Origin of the sequence: Kribbella sp. NPDC050281, from assembly GCF_040655855.1 — a bacterium.
GTDB lineage: Bacteria > Actinomycetota > Actinomycetes > Propionibacteriales > Kribbellaceae > Kribbella.
On sequence record NZ_JBFAKS010000041.1, the window covers coordinates 37,979 to 58,664 of the forward strand.

The 20,686-nt window shown below is 68.2% G+C and carries 21 protein-coding genes; 7 read left to right on the forward strand and 14 right to left on the reverse strand.

Annotation, left to right across the window (positions count from 1 at the left end; translation table 11 throughout):
- Window positions 1-9 precede the first annotated feature (9 nt).
- Window positions 10-1,356, forward strand: coding sequence for a nicotinate phosphoribosyltransferase (locus AB0I34_RS34440; RefSeq protein ID WP_360453283.1), 1,347 nt, complete (start codon window positions 10-12; stop codon window positions 1,354-1,356).
- Entirely contained in the window at window positions 1,353-1,817 is a 465-nt protein-coding gene (locus tag AB0I34_RS34445) for a MarR family transcriptional regulator (protein WP_360453286.1), read from the forward strand. Before AB0I34_RS34440 ends, AB0I34_RS34445 begins: the two co-directional genes overlap by 4 nt.
- Here the strand turns inward: AB0I34_RS34445 and AB0I34_RS34450 are convergent.
- The 7 genes from AB0I34_RS34450 to AB0I34_RS34480 all read right to left on the reverse strand — a co-directional run bounded on the left by AB0I34_RS34450 (window position 1,814) and on the right by AB0I34_RS34480 (window position 9,354).
- Window positions 1,814-2,551, reverse strand: a complete 738-nt coding sequence (locus tag AB0I34_RS34450; RefSeq protein ID WP_360453289.1) for a hypothetical protein — start codon at window positions 2,549-2,551, stop codon at window positions 1,814-1,816. The genes AB0I34_RS34445 and AB0I34_RS34450 overlap by 4 nt on opposite strands.
- A 78-nt stretch (window positions 2,552-2,629) precedes the next feature.
- Complete coding sequence (gene gabT / locus AB0I34_RS34455; RefSeq protein ID WP_360453292.1) at window positions 2,630-3,943, reverse strand: 4-aminobutyrate--2-oxoglutarate transaminase; 1,314 nt, start codon at window positions 3,941-3,943, stop codon at window positions 2,630-2,632.
- Window positions 3,940-4,749, reverse strand: a complete 810-nt coding sequence (locus AB0I34_RS34460; protein ID WP_360453295.1) for an ABC transporter permease — start codon at window positions 4,747-4,749, stop codon at window positions 3,940-3,942. Before AB0I34_RS34460 ends, gabT begins: the two co-directional genes overlap by 4 nt.
- Window positions 4,749-5,597: an ABC transporter permease gene (locus AB0I34_RS34465; RefSeq protein ID WP_360453298.1), complete on the reverse strand. Its 849-nt coding sequence runs from the start codon at window positions 5,595-5,597 to the stop codon at window positions 4,749-4,751. The genes AB0I34_RS34460 and AB0I34_RS34465 overlap by 1 nt, the downstream gene beginning before the upstream one ends.
- Complete coding sequence (locus AB0I34_RS34470; protein WP_360453301.1) at window positions 5,594-6,805, reverse strand: ABC transporter substrate-binding protein; 1,212 nt, start codon at window positions 6,803-6,805, stop codon at window positions 5,594-5,596. The genes AB0I34_RS34465 and AB0I34_RS34470 overlap by 4 nt, the downstream gene beginning before the upstream one ends.
- A gap of 39 nt (window positions 6,806-6,844) precedes the next feature.
- A complete protein-coding gene (locus tag AB0I34_RS34475) occupies window positions 6,845-7,900 on the reverse strand; it encodes an ABC transporter ATP-binding protein (RefSeq protein ID WP_360453304.1) in 1,056 nt (351 codons plus the stop codon).
- A gap of 17 nt (window positions 7,901-7,917) precedes the next feature.
- Window positions 7,918-9,354, reverse strand: coding sequence for a gamma-aminobutyraldehyde dehydrogenase (locus tag AB0I34_RS34480; protein WP_360453307.1), 1,437 nt, complete (start codon window positions 9,352-9,354; stop codon window positions 7,918-7,920).
- A 129-nt stretch (window positions 9,355-9,483) separates the two neighbouring features.
- Here AB0I34_RS34480 and AB0I34_RS34485 point away from each other — a divergent pair, with 129 nt between their 5' ends.
- Window positions 9,484-10,227 (forward strand): FCD domain-containing protein, encoded by a 744-nt coding sequence (locus AB0I34_RS34485; protein WP_360453309.1) that lies wholly within the window; start codon window positions 9,484-9,486, stop codon window positions 10,225-10,227.
- Window positions 10,227-10,919, forward strand: a complete 693-nt coding sequence (locus tag AB0I34_RS34490; protein ID WP_360453312.1) for a cache domain-containing protein — start codon at window positions 10,227-10,229, stop codon at window positions 10,917-10,919. The genes AB0I34_RS34485 and AB0I34_RS34490 overlap by 1 nt, the downstream gene beginning before the upstream one ends.
- Here AB0I34_RS34490 and AB0I34_RS34495 read toward each other — a convergent pair.
- Entirely contained in the window at window positions 10,912-12,144 is a 1,233-nt protein-coding gene (locus AB0I34_RS34495; protein WP_360453315.1) for a D-arabinono-1,4-lactone oxidase, read from the reverse strand. The two genes, AB0I34_RS34490 and AB0I34_RS34495, sit on opposite strands and share 8 nt — an antisense overlap.
- A gap of 95 nt (window positions 12,145-12,239) precedes the next feature.
- On the opposite strand from AB0I34_RS34495, the gene AB0I34_RS34500 reads away from it, so the two are divergent.
- Both AB0I34_RS34500 and AB0I34_RS34505 read left to right on the forward strand, forming a co-directional pair.
- On the forward strand, window positions 12,240-13,238 hold the full coding sequence (locus AB0I34_RS34500) for a hypothetical protein (RefSeq protein ID WP_360453318.1): 999 nt from the start codon (window positions 12,240-12,242) through the stop codon (window positions 13,236-13,238).
- 36 nt (window positions 13,239-13,274) lie between these two features.
- On the forward strand, window positions 13,275-14,273 hold the full coding sequence (locus AB0I34_RS34505) for a YdcF family protein (protein ID WP_360453321.1): 999 nt from the start codon (window positions 13,275-13,277) through the stop codon (window positions 14,271-14,273).
- Here AB0I34_RS34505 and AB0I34_RS34510 read toward each other — a convergent pair.
- From AB0I34_RS34510 to AB0I34_RS34535, 6 genes are all read right to left on the reverse strand, one after another.
- The gene (locus AB0I34_RS34510) at window positions 14,270-14,785 is read right to left on the reverse strand and encodes an NUDIX domain-containing protein (RefSeq protein WP_360453440.1); all 516 of its coding nucleotides are present in this window, start codon (window positions 14,783-14,785) and stop codon (window positions 14,270-14,272) included. The genes AB0I34_RS34505 and AB0I34_RS34510 overlap by 4 nt on opposite strands.
- A gap of 15 nt (window positions 14,786-14,800) precedes the next feature.
- Window positions 14,801-15,565, reverse strand: a complete 765-nt coding sequence (locus AB0I34_RS34515) for a sulfite exporter TauE/SafE family protein (RefSeq protein ID WP_360453326.1) — start codon at window positions 15,563-15,565, stop codon at window positions 14,801-14,803.
- 217 nt (window positions 15,566-15,782) lie between these two features.
- On the reverse strand, window positions 15,783-16,283 hold the full coding sequence (locus AB0I34_RS34520; RefSeq protein WP_360453329.1) for an AAA family ATPase: 501 nt from the start codon (window positions 16,281-16,283) through the stop codon (window positions 15,783-15,785).
- Window positions 16,280-17,515 carry an MFS transporter gene (locus AB0I34_RS34525; protein ID WP_360453331.1) on the reverse strand — a complete coding sequence of 412 codons (1,236 nt, stop codon included), beginning with the start codon at window positions 17,513-17,515 and terminating at the stop codon, window positions 16,280-16,282. Before AB0I34_RS34525 ends, AB0I34_RS34520 begins: the two co-directional genes overlap by 4 nt.
- 176 nt (window positions 17,516-17,691) lie before the next feature.
- Complete coding sequence (locus tag AB0I34_RS34530) at window positions 17,692-19,209, reverse strand: fibronectin type III domain-containing protein (protein WP_360453334.1); 1,518 nt, start codon at window positions 19,207-19,209, stop codon at window positions 17,692-17,694.
- 156 nt (window positions 19,210-19,365) lie between these two features.
- On the reverse strand, window positions 19,366-19,671 hold the full coding sequence (locus AB0I34_RS34535) for a hypothetical protein (protein ID WP_360453337.1): 306 nt from the start codon (window positions 19,669-19,671) through the stop codon (window positions 19,366-19,368).
- Window positions 19,672-19,872: 201 nt separating this feature from the next.
- Here AB0I34_RS34535 and AB0I34_RS34540 point away from each other — a divergent pair, with 201 nt between their 5' ends.
- The gene (locus tag AB0I34_RS34540; RefSeq protein ID WP_360453340.1) at window positions 19,873-20,652 is read left to right on the forward strand and encodes an SDR family NAD(P)-dependent oxidoreductase; all 780 of its coding nucleotides are present in this window, start codon (window positions 19,873-19,875) and stop codon (window positions 20,650-20,652) included.
- Window positions 20,653-20,686: the final 34 nt, after the last annotated feature.

Consider the following 20,686-nt stretch of genomic DNA (forward strand, 5'->3'; position numbering starts at 1 on the left):
GCTGCCCTTGTGACTCACGCTGTGACGCACTCGACCGCGCTCCTCACGGACCACTACGAGCTCACCATGCTGCAGGCCAGCCTGGCCGACGGGACGGCGCAGCGCCGCTCGGTCTTCGAGCTGTTCGCCCGCAGGCTGCCCGACGGGCGCCGCTACGGCGTGGTCGCCGGCGTGAACCGGCTGCTGGACGCGCTGGAGCGGTTCCGCTTCGACGAGCGGGCGATCGGGTTCCTGGCCGACCGGGGTGTCGTCGACCAGGCTACCCGGGACTGGCTGGCGGACTACCGGTTCACCGGCGACATCTCCGGCTACGCCGACGGCGAGATCTTCTTCCCCGGCTCGCCGGTGCTGGTGGTGGAGGCCAGTTTCGCCGAGGCGGTGCTGCTGGAAACCGTGTTCCTGTCGATCCTGAACCACGATTCCGCGGTCGCCTCGGCGGCGTCCAGGATGACCTGGTGGGCCGGTGGCCGGCCGTGTATCGAGATGGGCTCGCGCCGGACCCACGAGGAGTCCGCGGTCGCCGCCGCGCTGTCGGCGTACATCGCGGGCTTCGCCACCACCTCGAACCTGGAGGCCGCGCACCGGTACGGCATCCCGAGCGCGGGTACGGCGGCGCACTCGTTCACGCTGCTGCACGACACCGAGCGGGACGCGTTCATCTCCCAGGTCGATGCCCTCGGCAAGGGGACGACCCTGCTGGTGGACACGTACGACGTGGCTGAGGCGGTCCGGACCGCGATCGGCATCACCGGCCCCGAGCTCGGCGCGGTCCGGCTCGACTCCGGCGACCTGCCGTCCCTGGCCGGGCAGGTCCGCGAGCAGCTCGACGCTCTCGGGGCGACCAAGACCCGGATCATCGTCACCAGCGACCTCGACGAGTACCAGATCGCCGCCCTCGCACCGGCCCCGGTCGACGGGTACGGCGTGGGTACGTCGCTCGTCACCGGCAGCGGCCACCCGACCTGCGGGTTCGTGTACAAACTGGTCGCCCGGGAGAACGCGGACGGGGCGCTGGTCCCGGTGGCGAAGAAGAGCCCGGACAAGATCTCCATCGGCGGCCGGAAGTATGCGCTACGGCGCCGTTCGGCCAGCGGCGTTGCGGAGGTCGAGCTGATCGGCGTCGGCGAGCCGCCGGTCGACGACGGTGACGACCGGGAGCTGCTCAAGCCGCTGGTCGAGGCCGGCAAGATCGTCGGCCGCACCACCCCGGAGGAGTCGCAGGCGCACCACCTCAAGGTGCGCGACGAACTGCCCCGCTACGCCAGCCAGCTGAGCCGTGGCGAGCCCGCGATCCCGACCGAGTACAGCGGCGAGTACGACGCCCGCAACCCATTCCTGCCCCGGAGCCACATGTGAGCACCGACCAGGCCGAGTGGCCTCCAGAAGCACCGGCGAGCGAAGCAGACGTCTTGATCGCGCTGCGGTTCGCCGACCGGGCGGCCCGGAAGGCGGTCGCTGACGAGCTGGCCGGCACCGGACTGCACACCGGCCAGGAACTGGTTCTCGCCAAGCTCCTGCACCACGGCTCGCTCCAGGTGGCCCAACTGGCCAAGGTCCTGGACGTCGAGGTGCCGACAGCAACGAAAACCACCCAGCGGATGGAAGCTGCCGGCCTCGTCCGCCGGGTCAGGAACAGCACCGACGCCCGTCAGGTCGCGATCGAACTCACCGACCGCGGCGCCGAGTTGGCCCACACGGTCCAGGAGGTCTACGACCGAGCCGGCCGCCGGGCCCTCGCCCAGCTCGGCCCAGAGGACCGACGCGTGCTCCGCAACCTCCTCTGGACCATCACCTCCACCCTCGAGCCAGGGCACTAGATCGGAATGCCCGGAAGGCCGGGGGTGCGCGGTGCCTTGAGGTCCCGGCGTACCAGGACAGTCACCCAGGCGGCGCCGGCGCAAAAGATGGCCGCGAACAGCCAGAAGTTGTAGGCCACGCTCGGCGACAGGAGATCGGCGAGGACGAAGAGCGCGATCGCGGAGAAGAGCCCGACGAAGAGCATTCCTATGCTCAGGACGATGGTGGCGTCCATGGCCGGGGTCGCGCGGCGGCGCCGCAGCCGCCAAGCGCAGGCGACGACCACGAGCAGGCCGCTGGAGGCCAGGACCAGCGACACGATGTCAGGCCAGCTCCCGTCGGCCGGAGCCGCTCCGGTCGCCTGGGCGGCGCCGTTGGCCGTGATCTCGGTCAGCCGGCCGCGCCAGATCGTGCCGGTCACCCGGTCGCCCTCGTCGAGTTGATCGAGGATGGGGCCGCTGTTGGGGAACCCCGTGTTCCACCTGGCGCCGGACGCGCCGATCAGGACCGCGCTGCGGTCGCCCGTCTTGTACTCCGGGACGACATGGATGTCGGTCGCGGTGAACTCCTCCGTCCACCGGCATTCGGCCGGTGTCTGCGGAGCGGTCGAGCAGCGCGGCGCAGCCTCGTAGGCGTGTATCTCGCGGTCGTTGTCCGGCGCCACCACAGTTCCGAGATCGGTAGCGACGCCGACCAGGGCCACGCCGCCCAGGAGAACGAATATCGTCGTGACCGTTTTGTCGAGGATCCCCACAGGTCAATGATGCGGTCGACCGGGGTTGAGGTTGTGTCCCGTTGGTGTGATGCGCGCGACACGCGTCGAGGGCCGTCCCTAGCGCGCGTCGAAGACCTTCGCGAGCAGACTCAGAGCCTCGCGCAGGAGCTCCGGCGGCATCACGAGCGGCGGCAGGAACCGCAGTACGTTGCCGTAGGTCCCCGCGGTCAGCACGACCATCCCCTCCGCGTGACACGCTCGCGCGATCTCCCCGGTCGCGATCGGATCGGGCTCGCCGGAGCTGTCGACCAGCTCGATGGCGATCATCGCGCCCCGCCCGCGGACATCGCCGATGACGGGGTGTCGCTTGGCCAGGTCTTGTAGCGCGGGCAGCATGATCTCGCCGATCTCCCGCGCCCGGGCCGGCAGGTCCTCGTCCTCGATCATCGAGATCGCCGCCAGCGAAGCCGCGCACGCCACCGGGTTCCCGCCGTACGTGCCGCCGAGACCACTCACGTGCGGCGCGTCCATGATCTCCGCCCGGCCCGTCACGGCCGCCAGCGGCAGACCGCCCGCGATGCCCTTCGCCAGTGTGATCACATCCGGTACGACGCCCTCGTGCGAGCACGCGAACAGGTCGCCGGTCCGCCCGAACCCGGTCTGGATCTCGTCCGCGACGAACACCACCCCGGCAGAACGGCACCACTCGGCCACCGCAGGCAAGAACCCGGGAGCAGGTACGACGAACCCGCCTTCGCCGTGGATCGGTTCGATCACCACACAAGCCACGTTCGACGCACCGACGTACTTCTCGATCGACGCGACCGCCCGGGCCGCGGCCTCCGGTCCGCTCAGCCCGTCGCGATACGGGTACGACGTCGGCACTCTGTACACCTCCGGCGCGAACGGGCCGAACCCGTCCTTGTACGGCGCGTTCTTCGCCGTCATCGCCATGGTCAGGTTGGTCCGCCCGTGGTAACCGTGGTCGAACACCACCACCCCGTTCCGCCGGGTGTGGGAGCGGGCGATCTTCACCGCGTTCTCGACCGCCTCGGCACCGGAGTTCAGCAGCACGGACCGTTTCTCGTGGTCCCCGGGCGTGATCCGGTTCAGCGCCTCGCACACCTCGAGGTAGCCGGCGTACGGCGTGACCATGAAGCAGGTGTGGGTGAACCGGGCCACCTGCTCCTGGACGGCGCTCACCACCCGCGGCGCGGCGTTGCCGACGTTCGTGACCGCGATCCCGGAGCCGAGATCGATCAGCTGGTTGCCGTCGGCATCCACCACGATCCCGCCGCCGGCCTCGGTGACGAACACCGGCAGCGTGATCCCGATCCCGCGCGCGACCGAGCTCCGTACCCGCGCCATCAACTCGATCGACCGAGGCCCGGGGATCTCCGTGACCAGCTTGCGTTCCTGCGTGACCGTCATCGTCCAGCTCCTAATGACTCGGCGTCGCCCGAGAGTCGTTGTGCCAGCCAGACCGGGATCACCGAGAACACGATCAGCGCGGCTGCGACCACGTTGACGATCGGCGCCTGGTTCGGCCGGAACAGATTGTTGAAGATCCAGATCGGCAGCGTCTGCTGGTTCGCGCCGGCGGTGAACGTGGTCACGATGATCTCGTCGAACGAGAGCGCGAACGCGAGCAGCCCACCGGCCAGCAGCGCCGACCGGATCAGCGGGAACGTCACCAGCCGGAAGGTGGTGAACCCGGACGCACCGAGATCCGCCGACGCCTGCTCGAGATGTACGCCGGTGCGCCGCAGCCGGGCGATCACGTTGTTGAACACCGTGACGATGCAGAACGTCGCGTGCGCGATGACGATCGTGCCGAACCCGAGTTCGAAGCCGAAGATGGTCCGGAACGCGTTGTTCAGCGCGATCCCGGTGACGATGCCCGGCAGCGCGATCGGCAGGATCACCAGCAGCGACACTGAATCGCGGCCGTAGAAGCTGAACCGCTGCAGCGCAAACGCGATCATCGTCCCGAGCACCAGCGCGATCACAGTCGCCACGAGCCCGACCCGCACACTCACCCAGAGCGCATCCAGCGCCCCTTGGCTCTCGGCCGCGCGCCGCCACCATTCCAGCGTGAAGTCCCGCGGCGGCCAGGCGAACGTCTTGTTCACGTTGAACGAGTTCACCAGCACCAGCAGCAACGGGATGTAGATGATCGCAAGGATCACGATGGTGAGGATCCGCAACACCATCCTGGTCGGTCCGGAGATCGTCATCAGAGGCTCTCCATCGCTCCGGTACGGCGTACCGCGGCCAGGTACCCCAGCATCACCACGACCGGGATCGTGGCGACCGCCGCCGCGAAGGGCAGGTTGTTGGCCGCGCCCACGTTGTCGTACACAACGTTGCCCAGCAACTGGTTGGTGCCGCCGACGATCCGTACGGCGATGTAGTCCCCCAGCGTCAGGCTGAAGGTGAAGATCGACCCGGCCACCATGGCCGGCACCACCACCGGCACGACCACCCGCCGGATCGTCTGGGTGGTCTTCGCACCGAGATCGGCCGATGCCTCCAGCAACGAGTCCGGCAGCCGTTCCAGGCCGGCGTAGATCGGCAGGATCATGTACGGCAGCCACAGGTAGGCCAGCGTCACCACCGTCGCGGTCAGGCCGAACCCGGGCGACTGCAGCCCGACCGCCTCGAACATCGAGGACACCAGCCCGCCCTCGGCGAACATCCCGCGCCACGCGTACGCCTTGACCAGATAGCTGGCCCACAAGGGCATCAGCACCGCCACCAGCAGGAACCGGCGCAGCCCCGGGCGCGCCACCTTCGACATGTACAGCGCGATCGGGAACGCGACCACCGCATCGATCACGGTCACCAGGAGGGCGACCCCGATCGTGCGCAGGGCTATGGTCCGGTACACCTCGACGGTGAACAGCGTCCGGAAGCTGTCCAGCGTCCACTCCCGCTCGATCAGCCCGGTGAAGCTGTCCTGCGACCAGAGGGCGGTGACGAACAACGCCGCCAACGCCCCCAGGTACGCAACCCCGAGCCACAAGATCGGCGGCCCCAGCAACAACCCCAACCGAACCCGCGGGTGCCGGTGCAGACCGTTCATCCCTTGATTTGGGTCCAGGCTTGGGTCCAGCGGCTGTAGTCGGTGCATTTGACGTCGGTGCGGCCGTCGAGGCACTGCTCGATCGGGGTGGTCCAGTACCAGATCTTCTCGGAGTAGGCCTCGTCACCCGCGTGGAACGTGGTGCAGTGGTTCTTGTCCGCGGTCTGTGCACACGCCTTCGCGTTGGCCGGCGACTCACCGAAGTACTCGGCCACCGCCGCGTTCGCCGTCGGGCTGACGATGTGGTTCATCCAGAGGTAGCCGCAGTTCTTGTTCTTCGACGTAGCGCTCAGCATCCAGGTGTCGGACCAGCCGGTCACGCCCTCGGTCGGGACGGTGACCTGCACCGGGACCTTCTCGCCGGTCGCCACGTTCGCGATCACCTGCCAGGTGGTGCCGACCACCGAGTTGCCGCTGGTGAACGCCTGCACCTCCTTGAGGTAGTCCGACCAGTACTCCGACACCAGCGTCTTCTGCTGCTTGAGCAGATCGACGGTCGCGGTGAACTGCTTGTCGTCCAGCGCGTACGGGTTCTTGATGCCCAGATCAGGCTTCGTCGCCATCAGGTACATCGCGGCGTCGGCGATGTAGATCGGTGAGTCGTACGCCGTGACCGCACCCTTGTACGGCGAGTTGGCGTCGAAGACCACGCCCCACGACGTCGGCGCCGGCGTCACCTTGTCGGTCCGCCACATCAGCAGGTTCGCGCCGTACCCGTGCGGTACGCCGTACATCTGGCCCTTCACCGAGTTCCACGGCCGGTCCTTGAGGAACGGGTAGACGTCGGCGTAGTTCGGGATCAGGTCGGTGTTCACGGGCTCCACCTGTCCGCCCGCGATCAGCCGCAGCGACGCGTCGCCGGAGGCCGACACCACGTCGTACTGCCCGGTCTTCATCAGGCTGACGGCCTCGTCCGACGTACCGAACGTCTTCACCGTGACCTGGCAGCCGGTCTCCTTCTCGAACGACGAGACCCAGTCGACCTTCGGGTCGTTCGAGCCGTCCTCGGCGTACCCGGGCCAGGCCAGCACACTGAGCTTGCCCTCCCCGGCTCCGAGCGTGTCGAGTTTCTTCAGGTCCGGCGGGGTGAACCCGCTCGTCCCGGCCGCCCCGTCACCGGAGCTGTCGTCGGAACCACCGGACGTGCCGCACGCTGCCAGGATCAGAGCGAGCACTGCCAGGCTCGCCGCCGCACTGAGTCTCTTCATCGAAAGCTCCTTGCCAAAGGGGTGGTGCGGTGGGACTTGCTAGGCGGAACCGCCGATCTCGACGGTGTGTTCGCGGCGCCAGGTGAGGCGGACCTGGGCACCCCGAAGCGCGAGCTTGTCCTGCACCGAACCCTGCTGGTTCTGCTGCAGGACGATGAGCGAGCCACCGGCGTCCAGGTCGACCACGGTCTGCGTGGCCGAGCCCAGATACACCACTTCGCGGACCACACCGGTGGCGGTACAGCTTCCCGGGGCGGCGGCGGCGTCCCGGGATTGCATGTCGATCTTCTCGGGCCGGACGGTGAACACTCCCGGCGTACCGAGGACGGCGGATGCGACGTCGCCCTCGAGCAGATTGGAGGTACCGACGAACCCGGCGACGAACGCACTCGCCGGATGCTCGTACAGCTCGGCCGGACCGGCCAGCTGCTCGATCCGGCCGCCGTTGAACACGGCGATCCGGTCGCTCATCGTCAGCGCCTCCTCCTGGTCGTGGGTGACGAACACGAAGGTGATGCCGACATCACGCTGCAGCGCCTTGAGCTCGAGCTGCATCTCCCGGCGCAGCTTCAGGTCGAGGGCTCCGAGCGGCTCGTCCAGCAACAGCAGCTTCGGGCGGTTCACCAGTGCCCGGGCCAGCGCAACGCGTTGCCGCTGGCCACCGGACAGCTGGCTCGGCCGGCGGTCCCCGAACCCCTCCAGCCGGACCGTTTCCAGCGCCTCGAGAGCCCTGGTACGGCGCGACCGCCGGTCGACACCCTTCACCCGCAGCCCGTACTCGACGTTCTGCAACACACTCATATGCGGGAACAGCGCGTAGTCCTGGAAGACGGTGTTCACATCGCGCGCGTACGGCGGCCGCTCGGTGACGTCGACGCCCCCGAGCAGGATCCGGCCCGCGGTCGGCACCTCGAAGCCGGCGATCATCCGCAGCACCGTGGTCTTGCCGGAACCCGACGGGCCGAGCATCGAGAAGAACTCGCCCTCGGCCAGGTCGAGGTCGACACCGTCCACCGCGGCCACCTCGCCGAACGTCTTCCGCAGGCCGCGCAGGCTGACCGCCGCCACCGTGTCCGGCGGCATCTCGGTCGTCACCTGCTCACCCAAGCTCGTCATCCGATCGCCGACATCACGTGCTTGACCCGGGTGTAGTCCTCGACGCCGTACAGGGACAGGTCCTTGCCGTGCCCGGAGTGCTTGAAGCCGCCGTGCGGCATCTCGGCCACCAGTGGGATGTGGGTGTTGATCCAGACGCAGCCGAAGTCGAGAGCCGCCGACATCCGCAGTGCCCGCGAGTGGTCAGTGGTGAACACGCTCGACGCGAGACCGAAGCGCACGCCGTTGGCCATCCGCAGTGCCTCGTCCTCGTCGGTGAACGACTGCACGGTGATGACCGGACCGAACACCTCGTCCTGGATCATCTCGTCGTCCTGCCGCAACCCGGTCACGACGGTCGCGTCCAGGAAGTAGCCGTCGGCAAGGGCTCCGCCGGACCGCTCGCCACCCAGTGCGATCGAGCCGTGCTCGGGCATCCGGGCCAGGAAGCCGTGGACCCGGTCCAGCTGCAGACTGCTGTTGAGTGGCCCGAACAGAGCGTCGCCGTCGTTCGCGAGTCCTGGGCGTGCGTTCGATCGCGCCCAGTCGACCAGGGTCTGCACGAACTCGTCGTGCACCGAGGCATCGACGATCACCCGGCAGGCCGCCGTACAGTCCTGGCCGGCGTTGAAGTAGCCGCCGACCCCGATCGCCTCGGCCGCCGCCGCGAGATCCGCGTCCGCGAAGACGACGGCCGGTGCTTTGCCGCCGAGTTCGAGGTGTGTGCGCTTGAGGTCGAGCGCCGCCGTACTGGCGACCTCGGAACCGGCGCGGGTCGAGCCGGTGATGCTGACCTGGCCGGGGACCGGATGCGCAACCACGGCCTGCCCGGTCGCACGGTCACCGCAGACGACGTTGAACACGCCGGGCGGCAGTACTTCGGCCGCGAGCTCGGCGAGCATTACCGTCGTCACCGGTGTGGTCTCGGCCGGCTTCAGGACCACGGTGTTGCCGGCGGCAAGCGCCGGACCGAACTTCCAGACCGCCATCATCATCGGGTAGTTCCACGGCGTGATCTGGCCGACGACGCCGATCGGCTCGCGGCGCACCCAGGACGTGTGACCGGCCAGGTACTCACCCGCGGACTTGCCTTCGAGGAGCCGTGCGGCGCCGGCGAAGAACCGCATCTGGTCGACCATGACGTCCAGTTCCTCGGTCCGGGTCAGCTCGAGCAGCTTGCCGGTGTTCTCCGACTCGGCGGCGACCAGGGCGTCCGCCTCCGCCTCGACCCGGTCGGCGAACCGCAGCAGCGCGCGTTGCCGGTCGCTCGGTGTGGTCCCGGCCCAGCCCGGCGCAGCGGCGTCTGCCGCCCGGTACGCCGCGTCCACGTCCTCGTCGCCGGACAGTGGCGCCGTACCGAAGACCTTGCCGGTGGCCGGATCGACGAGCTCGCTGGTAGCGCCGCTGAGCGCGTCTCGCGGTGTTCCGTTGATCAGATTCCGCACAGTTCGCATCGCGCACACTCCCGTGGCCGGGGGACTGTCTCTGGTGGCCGTAAACATATGAAATCAGATGTTAAAGTTCAAGAGATCGGTGAGAATGTTCCGGAGTTGTGTCCGGGTGACCGAGAGAGGTAGGGCGGGATGGCGCTGCGGTTCTACGGCAGTGGCGCGGCGGCGGTGTTCGCACCGCTGGAGACGCTGAGCCGCTCGGAACTGGTGGAGCGCCGCCTGACCGACGCGATCGCGCTGGGCCTGCTCCCGGACTCGGAGCAACTGCCGGGCGAGTCCGACCTGGCCGGCATCTTCGGCGTCTCCACCACTACGGTGCGCGAAGCCCTGTCGTCACTGCGGTTGCGCGGCCTGATCCACACCCGGCGCGGGCGGGGCGGTGGCAGCTTCGTCCGGGCCCAGGAGGAGATGTCCGCCGCGATCGTCCGGGACCGGCTGGAGGAGTTGAGCCTCGCGCAGCTTCGCGATCTCGGCGACCACTACAGCGCCATTGCGGGTACGGCGGCCAGACTCGCGGCCGAGCGGGCGACGCCGGACGACGTGCAGCGCCTCGGCGGGGTCTGCGACAGTCTGGAGAACGCGGAAGGTCTCGGCTCCCGTCGCCGGGCGGACGCACAGTTCCACATCGAGGTGGCCGCGACCGCGCAGTCCACCCGGCTGTACCGGGCCGAGGTGAGTCTGCAGGCGGAGGTCGGCACGCTGCTCTGGCTGGCGTTCGGCGACGACGAGAGCCACCGCCGGACCGTGCAGAGCTGCCGTGATGTCGTCGCGGCGATCGAGCGAACCGACGGCGACGCCGCCCGGGCGGCCGCGGAGGAACGCGTCGCAGACTCGACGGCACGGCTGATCGACCTCAGACTGGCCCTGGAGGACTGATGAGTACTCACCTTGCGTCAGATGCCGGAGTCGATGCCGTCCTGGAGCAGGTCGGCGGCGTGGTCGGCGAGGCCTTCGGGCTCGCGGACCGGATCGCCGCGGACGTCGGTGCCGTGTTCACCGATCAGCCGACGGTCCGGCGCGGCGACCTCGGTGCGGTCACGACGCTGGTGGGTCCGGCGCTCGAGGATCCGGACGGCCTGATCCAGGGCGCCGGATTCGTCGCGGCCGTCGATACGCTGGCCGACTCGCGCTGGTGGCTGGAGTGGTTCATGCTGAGCAACGGTTCGGCCGAGCGCCTGATCGTCGACACCGATCCCCGCGGCGAGAACTTCTACGACTACGGTTCCCTGCCCTGGTACGACGTACCGCGGACCACCGGCCGCCGCCACGTCACCGGGCCTTACGTCGACTACCTCTGCACCGACGACTACACCCTGACCTTCACCGTGCCCGTCGTGGTGGACGACCGGTTCGTCGGCGTCGCCGGCGCGGACGTCCGCGTGTTTACCTTCGAGAAGGCGATCCTGCCCTGCCTGCGGGCGACCCACCGGAAAGTTGCCATCGTCAACGACCAGGGACGGGTCGTGCTGAGCAACAGCGCCCACCACGTGAGCGGGACGCTACTGCGCACACCGTCACCGTCGTACCGGATCGAGGATCTGCCGCTGTCGGTGGTCGAGCTCAGCTAGGCAGATACCTGTCCAGGTAGGGGTTGCGGAACTTGCCGGCCGGGTCGTACTTCGCCGCGAGCGCGATGAAGTCGGGCACCTTGGGATACCGCGCGCGGAGCAACGCCGCGTCGGCGGCGAAGACCTTGCCCCAGTGCGGCCGCACGTCCAGCGGGTCCAGGGCCTCCTCGAGCGCGGTCACGACAGGCCGTACGGCGGACTCGTCCTGGATCCAGGTGAAATGCAGCGCGACCGTGTCCCGGCCCTGGCTCGGGCTCAGCCACAGCTCGTCGGCGGCGATCGTGCGGATCTCGGACACCTGGATGACCGGCGTGAACTGGTTGCCCAGGGCCCGCAGTACGTCGAACGCCTCGGCCGCCCGCTCTCTTGGAACGAAGTACTCGGACTGCAGTTCGTCGCCGTTGCTCGGCGTGAACTCGAGCCGGAAGTGCGGTAGCCGCTCGTTCCACGGACCCGGTACGCCACCCTGCTGAGTGGCGTAGCCGGCCGGCATCACCTTGATCGGATGACGGGGGCCGTCAGCAACCTTCGCGCCCAGCCACTCCGCCTCGATCGGAACCTCACCACGCTGCTTGCGCCACACCATCACGTCCGGATCGACCCAGTCCGTGAAGGCGCTGACGCTGTACGCACTGCCCATCACCGCGGCAAAGTCCGACCCCAGCCGCTCCACCGGCAGACCGTCGTACACGACCTGGCTGATCTGGTACGACGGCTGGACGTCGAGCGTGAGGCTGACAGTGACACCGAGGGCACCGAGGGAGATCACCGAGCCGGCGAAGTCCGGGTCGGCACGAGTCAGCGTGACGAGCTCGCCGGACGCGTCCACGAAGGTGATCGCGTTGACGGCGTCCGCGAGTGGACCGTTGGTGTCGCCAGAGCCGTGGGTGCCGGTCGAGCAGGCACCGGCGACCGAGATGTGCGGCAGCGAACCGAGGTTGTGCAACGCGAGTCCTTGGGCCTGCAGGGCCGCCGTGATCTCGCCGTACCGAAGCCCGGCGGAGACTGTCACCCCACGCTCGCCGACCTCGATCACCTGCGGCAGGTCCGCGACACTGACCAGCGTGCCGGTGCTGTCGGCGATCCGGTTGAACGAGTGCCCGGTGCCGAGCGCACGCACCTTCTCGCTCGACGCCACGATCTCCTGCAGTTCCCCCACCGACCCTGGCCGCTGCAATGCGCTCGCGAAGCTGACGTTGCCCGCCCAATTCGTGACATTTGTCATGAAGTACACCTTCCTCGCGCGCCGGTCCCGGCACGACTCTCGCACATCACCAAGGGTTGGAGGTTGACGGTCTTACCCATTGGAGAGGAACTAAGTTGCGCCCCAAACTGTCCCGCCGCCGGGCATTCACCGCCCTCGGCCTGGCGGGTGTCCTGGCCACCGGCACCGCGATCACCGTCGCGGTCAAAGGCCCATCGCAGCCGGCCACGGCCGCCACCACGACCGCCGTCACGGCTACGCGCGCCATCAGTTGTGACACCAAGGCCGGCGGCAAGCACTTCTACGACGGCCCGTCGGCGTCGGCGAAGTACGACGCCCGGTTCAGCGTGAGCGCCGCGCTGCCGCGGCTGGCGTCGTACACACCGCAGGGCATCGGCACCTGGTGGAACTGGGACGGCAGCAAGAACCTGCTGCTGGTCACCATGTACCGCAAGGGCTCGAACTCGGTCATCGTCGGCATCGACCCGGCCACCAACAAGGTCGTCGGCGACGTCGCGATCGCGGCGACCCACGGCGGCGGCATCACCACGGTCTACGGCTGGGCCTTCGTCCAGGGCAGCACCAACGGCATCCGCAAGTACAGTCTGGCCACGCTGCGCGCCGCGATGAAGAAGGCCGGCACGCCGTACGTGAAGGCGACCGGCTCCGAGCGCAAGGTGTACGGCGCGTCGTTCCTGACCAGCTACGGGGACTCCCTGTTCGCCGGGAAGTTCAACGACAAGGGCCGCGACAAGATGTACGAGTACAAGATCAGCAGCAACGGCACGCTGACCACGATCAACAAGGCCTGGGAGATCCCGACCAAGACCCAGGGCCTGCTGGTGACCAAGTCGCACTTCATCTACAGCACGTCGTACGGGCGGGACAAGCTGAGCAACCTGTACGTCGTCCGCCGCGGGCAGCCGGACCTGGACAAGGCGAAGCTGAGCTGCTTCCGGGCGCCGAGCATGTCCGAAGGGCTGACCGAGTACGGCGGCCGCTTGTACGAGGTGTTCGAGTCGGGGTCGTACCTGTACCGGTCCGACCCGAAGACGAAGAACGTGATCACCCACCTGCACAAGGCATCGATCTCGTCACTGACCAGCCTGGCGTGAGCGATCGGGCGCCATCAGATGGTTTGATGGCGCCCGATGCTCATCTCGTTCGGAATCGCCGGGTTCTGGTTCCTCGTCTTCGCGCTCAGCTTCCTGCACGACCGGCGGCTGTTCCGCAATGGGATCTTCCTGGTCCTGACGCTGATGTTCGCCGGGCTCGGGGTGATCTTCGCGCTCGACTCGGTCAGCGGCACCGCCGCGCGCTGGCTGGTGCTGGCGATCGTGGTCGCCATCCCGGTGGCGATCGTGGTGCTCGCGATCTTCCTCGTGATCAACGGCGTGACGATGCTCCGCCGGGAGGGTCGCCGGCCGGCGAACCTGCTGTCACTGCTCGCAGGGCTCGGCATCATCGGGCTCGTCATCTTCGGCATCGCGGTTCAGCAGCTCAGCTGGGACCCGCTCGATGCGGTGCGCTCGATCCTGGTCGGGGTGCTGACCTACATCTCGTTCCTGTTCGTGTGCTTCCTCGCCTACGCGTTCGTCTACAGCCGGGTGCGCTCGTCCCGGAAGGTGGACTTCGTCGTCGTCCTCGGCTCCGGGCTGCGCGGCTCGCGCGTCCCGCCGCTGCTGGCGAGCCGGCTCGACCGGGCCCAGCAGGTCTACCTGCGGGCTGTCCGCAAGGGTCGGTCGCCGATGATCATCACCTCCGGCGGCCAGGGCCCCGATGAGGATGTGCCCGAGTCGCACGCGATGGCGTCGTACCTGATCGAGCGCGGTGTGCCGGAGGACCGGATCCTGCGTGAGGACCGGTCGACCAGTACGACGGAGAACCTGACCTTCAGCCGGGAACTGATGGTCAGCCGGGTGCCGGCGTACCGCTGCCTGATCGTGACGAACAACTTCCACGCCTTCCGGGCCGCACTGACCGCCCGCAAGGTCAGGGTCAACGGCCAGGTCGTCGGCTCCCCGACCGCGGCGTACTACTGGCCGACGGCAACGATCCGCGAGTTCGTCGCGATCCTCTACTCACACAAGTACGTCAACGGCGGCATCTGCCTGCTGATCACGGCCGGCGCGATCCTGCAGCACGTCTAGGACCACAGTTCGAACGGCTCGTCGATCTGGTCCCCGGCCAGGAACCGGGTCAACAGTCCCGGCAGGTTGCGCGGGTAGAACACGTCGGTGCTGGCCACCACGTCGGCAATCGGCCACCAGCGGAAGCCGAAGTAGTCCTCTTTCTCGTAGTCGAACCGCTCGGTCTCGTCGACATCCGGTCCCGGCCCGTCGAGCCTCACCTCGCACACCACCTCGTGCTGGAGGTGCCGTACGTCGCGATGGCGGAACGACGCCGTACGCCGCCAGGTCGGCGTACTCACCTGGTCCGGGGTCGCCTTGATCCCGGTCTCCTCGCGCAGCTCGCGGAGCGCGGCGTCCAGCGAGGTCTCGCCCTCGTCGATGCCGCCGCCCGGTAGCTCCCACCACTCGCCCAGCTCGGGCGCGGTCACCTCACGTGTGTGGAAGAGCAGGATCCGGTCTTTGCTGTCACGGACGACGACACGGACCGCGTCCCGCTCGAGGATCGGCAGATCCTTCGGCAGCTCGGTGATAGGGCACCTCCGTTGTCAGCGCAGCATCAGGACTGCGGCAATGATTCCAGCCAGGACGATCAGTGCACGGAGGAGGCCGCTGGGGAGGCGGCGGCCGATGTGGGATCCGACGTACCCACCGACGACAGAGCCCGCGGCCAGGAGGGCGGCGGCGGTCAGGTCGAGGTCGGCGACGAAGACGAAGATCACGCTCGCGACGAGGTTCGCGGCCAGCAACGCCAGGGTCTTGAGGGCGTTGACGATCCGTAGTTCCAGGTCGAGGCCCAGGCCGAGCACGGCCATCATCATCACGCCGGCACCGGCGCCGAAGTAGCCGCCGTACACGCCGGTGAGTGCGGTGAAGAAGGTCGTCGCCGGTGACATGGTCGTCTGCGTCCCGTGCGGGTGTTCTCGCCGCGAGCGGAGCCAGGTCGAGATCCACGGCTGTACGCCGACGATCAAGCAGGTGAAGAGGATCAGCCACGGCGCCGCCGCGGCGAACACCTCCGCCGGCAAAGCCAGTAGCAGCGCGGCACCACCGATCGCCCCGATCGCACAGGTCAGGACGACGGCGATCGTCTGCGGTCGCGGCACCTCACGCAGCTCGCGGCGATAGCCGAACGATCCGCTCAGCGCGCCCGGCAGCAGACCGACCGTGTTCGACGCGTTGGCGACAACGGGAGGGATCCCGAGCGCGATCAGGACCGGGAAGCTGATCAGCGAAGCGACGCCGACCGTCGAGGTCAGCATCCCCGCGCCGAGTCCCGCGGCCACCACCGCCAGGTGCTCCGGGCCGGTCACGCGCTCGCCGTCATCTCGTCCATCACTCGCCAGCCAATCACGATCCCGGCGAACGACCCGGCAGAATCTCACGCCGAGTGGCGTCCGAGACGAGTATCACGTGGCCGGACGGCGCCCGGACCAGCCGACGAGACAATCGATCGCCGGGTGATCCCATCGCAGGGCAGACTACGGTGGGTGAAATGTCCGCTACGGAGCGAGCTGCTCGGCCCGCTCGTCAGGACTCAGCGGCGAACCGCTCGATCCGGGTGACGAGCTGCCCGAGCGGTGTGGTTCCGTCCAGCTCCAGGTCGGCGGTTGCCCGCAGCAACGGCTCGACCGATTCCTTGAACTCGAGGCTGCGGGCGAGTTCCTCCGGATCCTTGCCGTACGTGTTGGTGGTCCGATGGATGAGCCGTTCGGCCATCACCTCGGCGGGGACGCTCAGCAGTACGACGCCGCTGAAGCGGTCACGGAACACGCCCAGGTTCCGCGCGCACCCACAGACGATGAGAACTCCGTCACCGTCGTTCGCCAGCAACTCCCGGACCGGGCCCTCTCGCCACTGCCAGTCCTTCCCCGGCTGCGATGGCGTGGGGCCGGAACCGTCCGCGCTATCGACCCACTCCGACCACTCCGGCGAATCGAGATCCACGGCGTGGTGACCCAGTTCAGCCAGGCGCGCCACCACCGTGGACTTCCCGACGCCGGACACTCCGGTCACCAAGATCCGTTTCATCGCGCCAGGCTAGTCCCCAGGCGAGCCAGTGGAGACAGGCTCAGGAACAACGGCGACAGGAACATTCCTGCGGTGGCCAGGAGAAGTGCGATCCGGATGCCGAACGCACCAGCCACAACTCCGCCCAGGAGTGCGCCGAGCGGGGTCAGCCCCATGCCGAGGAAGTTGATCGTGGCGACGACCCGGCCCTGAACCTGCAGCGGGGTGATGGCCTGGCGGATCGCCGTTACCGCGACATCGACGGTTTGGCTGAAGGCGCCGTACAGGACGTTGATCGCGATCAGCGCGGCGACGGTCGCCGGGCCGGAGCCGTGCAGGCCGGAGGTGGACAGCATGACGACATCGGAGATGAGGGCGGCGAACACCACCACCCGGCCGTAGCCGAACCACCTGGGCATCCAGCTGGACAGCACTGATCCGATCAGGACGCCCGGGCCGAAGGCAGCCAGGACCAAACCGACGACGGCACTTGGCAGATCGAGCGTGCGGGCGAGGAAGAGCAGGTAGACGGTGGTCAGCGCCGTGAACGAGAACTGGTAGATGCAGGTCGCAATCGCCACTGCCCGCAGTGAACCGTCACGGATGACGATCCGCAGCCCTTCCCTGATCTGCCGGCCGAGACCGGTTGTCGCGCTCGGGGGTGTGCTCGTCAGCCGGCGGATGCGTCCGATCGACAGGCTGGAGACGGCGAAGAAGGCTGCGCTGGCAAGGACGGCGATCGGGGCGGTGAGCAACGAGACCAGCCCGCCGCCCAGCGCCGGTCCACAGATCTGCGCGGCCGATCGAGTGGTCTCCACCATGCTGTTGCCCTGAGCAAGTTGATCGCGGTCGACGAGCCGTGGGAGCGACGCCTGGTACGCCACGTCGAAGCACACCGTGAACACTCCGGTCGTGAAGGCCACGACGTACAGGAACGGCATCCCGAGCATCCACCCGATCGGGACCGCCGCGAGTACGAGCGCGCGGCCGAGGTCGGCGTACACCATCATGGCGCGGGATCGCCAGCGGTCGACCAGGACGCCGACGAACAGTGAGCACAGCAGGATCGGCACCTGTTGCACGGCCCGGAGCGCGCCGAGGTGCGCGGCGCTCGCTCCGAGCGAGGTCACCGCCACCAGCGGCAGCGTCACCTGACTGGCGTAGGCACCGAACTGTGAGGCGGTCTGGCCGAGCCAGAGCCGGAGGAAGTCACGATCGGCCCACAGCGTGGGCGCACGAAAAGACAGCGGCACGAGAAGGAGTCCCTTGAGACACCCGGGTACGGCGATACCCGGGCAGGCGAAAGCTCGCTGTGCCGCTCAGTGGAAGCAGCACGCGATGACGGCTGAGGTCAACGCGTGCGAGATCTGCCGACCATGTCCCAACTCCTCGAGATCGGCCCTGAGCTTACCCCGGCCCGCCGCGGACGTCAGCGGACTTTTACGGCGGCGGCCGCGCTCTTGCTGAGGTTGCGGCCGTCGCCTACTTCGACGTGGTAGCTGACGGTCTGGCCACTCCGGACAGCGGTATCGGTGAAGGTCTGGACGGATGGCGTGGTCCAGGAGTAGGAGCTGCGCGACCAGCTGGCGACCTTCGTGGTGCCGCGGTACAGCACGTAGCTCAACGCGATGTTGTCCGTGTCGACGACCGTCGTGAAGCTGACCGTCGTCTGGTTGGCCTGCTTGCTGGAGACCTTCGGCGCCGCGGGCACGGCCGGCTTGGCTCCGCCGGGTGCGTTGTCGAATCGCGTGAGGCCCTGCTGCGGCTTGCCGTTCACGGTGGTGAAGTCACCACCGACCCACAGGTCGTTGCCGCCGGACGCGAACGCCAGCGGTCCGACCAGGGTCTCGCCGCCCGCGTCGGTGTTCGGGTACCAGGGGCCGAGCTTGCCGTTGATCGCGCTCTCCACCAGCAGGTGGTGCATGCCGGTCTTGTCCGGGAAGCCGCCATCCTGGCTGCAGTCGTGCGCATGCGAGCCCTTGTAGAGCCAGTTGCCGATCACCTTGATCGCCTCGGTCGCACCCAGACAGTGGCTCTGCCACAACAGCTTGCCGGTCGTCTCGTCAGCGGCCAGGACGCCGTCGTAGCAACCGATCCCGCTGCCCGCGTTGGCGACGAACACCCGGCCGTCAGCCGTGTCGATGTCCCTCACCCGGCTCATGCAGTCCGGCGACGGTTCGGGAATGGCGTCCGCAGCCGGCAGGTCGAAAACCGCACCGGTCGTCGGGTTCACCATCGCCAGGGCCCAGTGGTCCTCGCCGTTCAGCTCACTGAAGCCACCGCCGACGAAGACGCGGGTCCCGTCGTCGGACGGCTTGAGCGCGTACACGTCGTTGTCCGCGTCCGGATCCCACGGCAGCAGCTCACCGGTGCTCAGCGCGACCGCTGCCACCCGGTTGCGCACCACCTTGTCGACCCGCTGGAACGAGCCGCCCAGGTAGACGGAGGTGCCGTGGATCGTCAGCGCCGCGACCCGGTAGCTCACCGCCGGATCCCACCCGGCCACAAGCTTGCCGGTGGCAACGCTGAACATCGCGATGTGCTGCCTGGCCACGCCGTCGACGGTGGTGAAGTCTCCACCGACCACTACCCACTTGCCGTCCGGGGAGGTGGCGATACTCCAGACCGCTCCGTTGAGCTTCGGGGCGAAGGCGGTCGGCGTACCGGTGGTCCGATCGAAGGCGGCCAGGTAGGTGCGGGCCGCCTCCCCCTGCCCCTCCACCTTGCCGGGCTGCCGGATGCGGGTGAACAGTCCGCCGGCGTACACCGTGTCACCCGCGACGGCGAGCGCGTTCACGCTGTCGTTGGTCTGCCACGTCACCTTCCCGACCGCGGACACGGCCGACCCGAACCCCGACATCGCCGCCGCAACCGGCGGACCCGACGGAACCAGTGCCGCGGCGACCACAGCCGCGCCCGCGACAACTGCCAGAACTGCCTTCTTCATCCCCGACCTCAGACCTGACCAGAGGGCCGAACCCGACCCACCCCGAACCAACCGTGACGTTACGCATCCACACGATAACTGTCAGCTCAGGTCTCCGGTGAACTGGGTCGGCGTGACGCCTGATCGTCCTCGGCGGGCAGCCCGGCCCTCGTCGGCTCAGTCCCGCTTCACCCGCGGCCGCTCGGCGCGTCGGGCCACGACACTGCGAACGAAGTTCACCACCAACAGCACGGGAAGGAAGAAGGCCTGGAAGAACATCCAGTAACTGTCACCCTCGAAGATGAAGCCGAGATAGAGGCCGTATCCCAGAAATCCCGCCCCCGCCAAGGCGCTGACCACCCTGGCGCCGTCCGACTGCTCGAAGCCCTTCGCGGCCGCGATGGACAGCATGGCCGCACCGCTGATGCACAGCAGCACGACGTACCACGAAAACTCCGGGTCGAGCCCGAAATCGATGTTCACGAATCCCCCACCATGTCCACAGTCGAATGAAGCCTGCGGAACGGTACCGGACCGGACGGCCCCGTGAACACCACATTGCATCAACCTGCAATGTTTCTGAGCCAGGCGAGAAAGCTCACCAGGATCGCGAGGTTGCGTGTCGATAGTTAGTCGGCTAAATTTTCTGCTTAGACGGCTAACTATTGCACAGGAGGCGGGTCGGTGGAGCTCGGGTTGAGTGGTGCGGCGGTGTTGGTGACCGGTGGGTCTTCGGGGATCGGGCGAGCGACCGCGGTGGCGTACGGGCGGGAGGGTGCCCGGGTTGCGATCACCTACAACTCGCGGAAGGACGCTGCGGAAGGGGTTGCGGAGGAGATCGAGGCGGCCGGAGGTACGGCGTACGTCGTACCGATGGATCTGAACGAGCCGGAGACGATCGCGGCCGCGGTCGAGGCGACGGTCGGTCAGTGGGGTGGGCTCGATGCGGTCGTGGGGAATGCGGTCGACTGGGGCAACGCGGGGTTTCATGATCGGCCGACGAAGATCGAGGACGCCAGGCCCGAGTGGTGGATCCCGGTCATGCGGGCGAATCTCGAGGGGAACTTCCACCTGGTTCAGCAGGTCGCGCCGGCACTGCGGCGGTCGGCGCACGGGCGACTCGTGCTGATCTCGACGGACCTGGCCGAGCGCGGCATGGCCGGCGCGTGGCCGTACAGCGCGGCGAAGGCCGGTCTACACGGGCTGGTCGCCAGCCTGCAGCACGATCTCGGGCAGGACGGCGTTCTGGTCAATGTCGTGATGCCCGGCATCACCTTGGAGAACGGCGAGCACCGGGTCCTGCCGAAGCCCGCGGTGGATCAGATCGCCACCAGGTTCACTGCCCGGCGGCTGCCCGAGACCACCGACCTGGCCGACGCGATCGTGTTCCTCACCTCGCCGCGGACCAGGGCGATCCAGGGCGAGATCCTCCGCGTCACCGGCGGTTCGCTGCTGCCGGAGTAGCGCGGCGCGGCGCGCGCTGGGGGCCGAGCGGCGG

Excerpts from the sequence above, each read along its gene's own strand:
- gabT (WP_360453292.1), bottom strand. The coding sequence starts at position 3,943 with ATGACGGTCACGCAGGAACGCAAGCTGGTCACGGAGATCCCCGGGCCT.
- AB0I34_RS34460 (WP_360453295.1), bottom strand. The coding sequence starts at position 4,749 with ATGACGATCTCCGGACCGACCAGGATGGTGTTGCGGATCCTCACCATC.
- AB0I34_RS34465 (WP_360453298.1), bottom strand. The coding sequence starts at position 5,597 with ATGAACGGTCTGCACCGGCACCCGCGGGTTCGGTTGGGGTTGTTGCTG.
- AB0I34_RS34470 (WP_360453301.1), bottom strand. The coding sequence starts at position 6,805 with ATGAAGAGACTCAGTGCGGCGGCGAGCCTGGCAGTGCTCGCTCTGATC.
- AB0I34_RS34480 (WP_360453307.1), bottom strand. The coding sequence starts at position 9,354 with ATGCGAACTGTGCGGAATCTGATCAACGGAACACCGCGAGACGCGCTC.
- AB0I34_RS34485 (WP_360453309.1), top strand. The coding sequence starts at position 9,484 with ATGGCGCTGCGGTTCTACGGCAGTGGCGCGGCGGCGGTGTTCGCACCG.
- AB0I34_RS34490 (WP_360453312.1), top strand. The coding sequence starts at position 10,227 with ATGAGTACTCACCTTGCGTCAGATGCCGGAGTCGATGCCGTCCTGGAG.
- AB0I34_RS34495 (WP_360453315.1), bottom strand. The coding sequence starts at position 12,144 with ATGACAAATGTCACGAATTGGGCGGGCAACGTCAGCTTCGCGAGCGCA.
- AB0I34_RS34505 (WP_360453321.1), top strand. The coding sequence starts at position 13,275 with ATGCTCATCTCGTTCGGAATCGCCGGGTTCTGGTTCCTCGTCTTCGCG.
- AB0I34_RS34520 (WP_360453329.1), bottom strand. The coding sequence starts at position 16,283 with ATGAAACGGATCTTGGTGACCGGAGTGTCCGGCGTCGGGAAGTCCACG.
- AB0I34_RS34530 (WP_360453334.1), bottom strand. The coding sequence starts at position 19,209 with ATGAAGAAGGCAGTTCTGGCAGTTGTCGCGGGCGCGGCTGTGGTCGCC.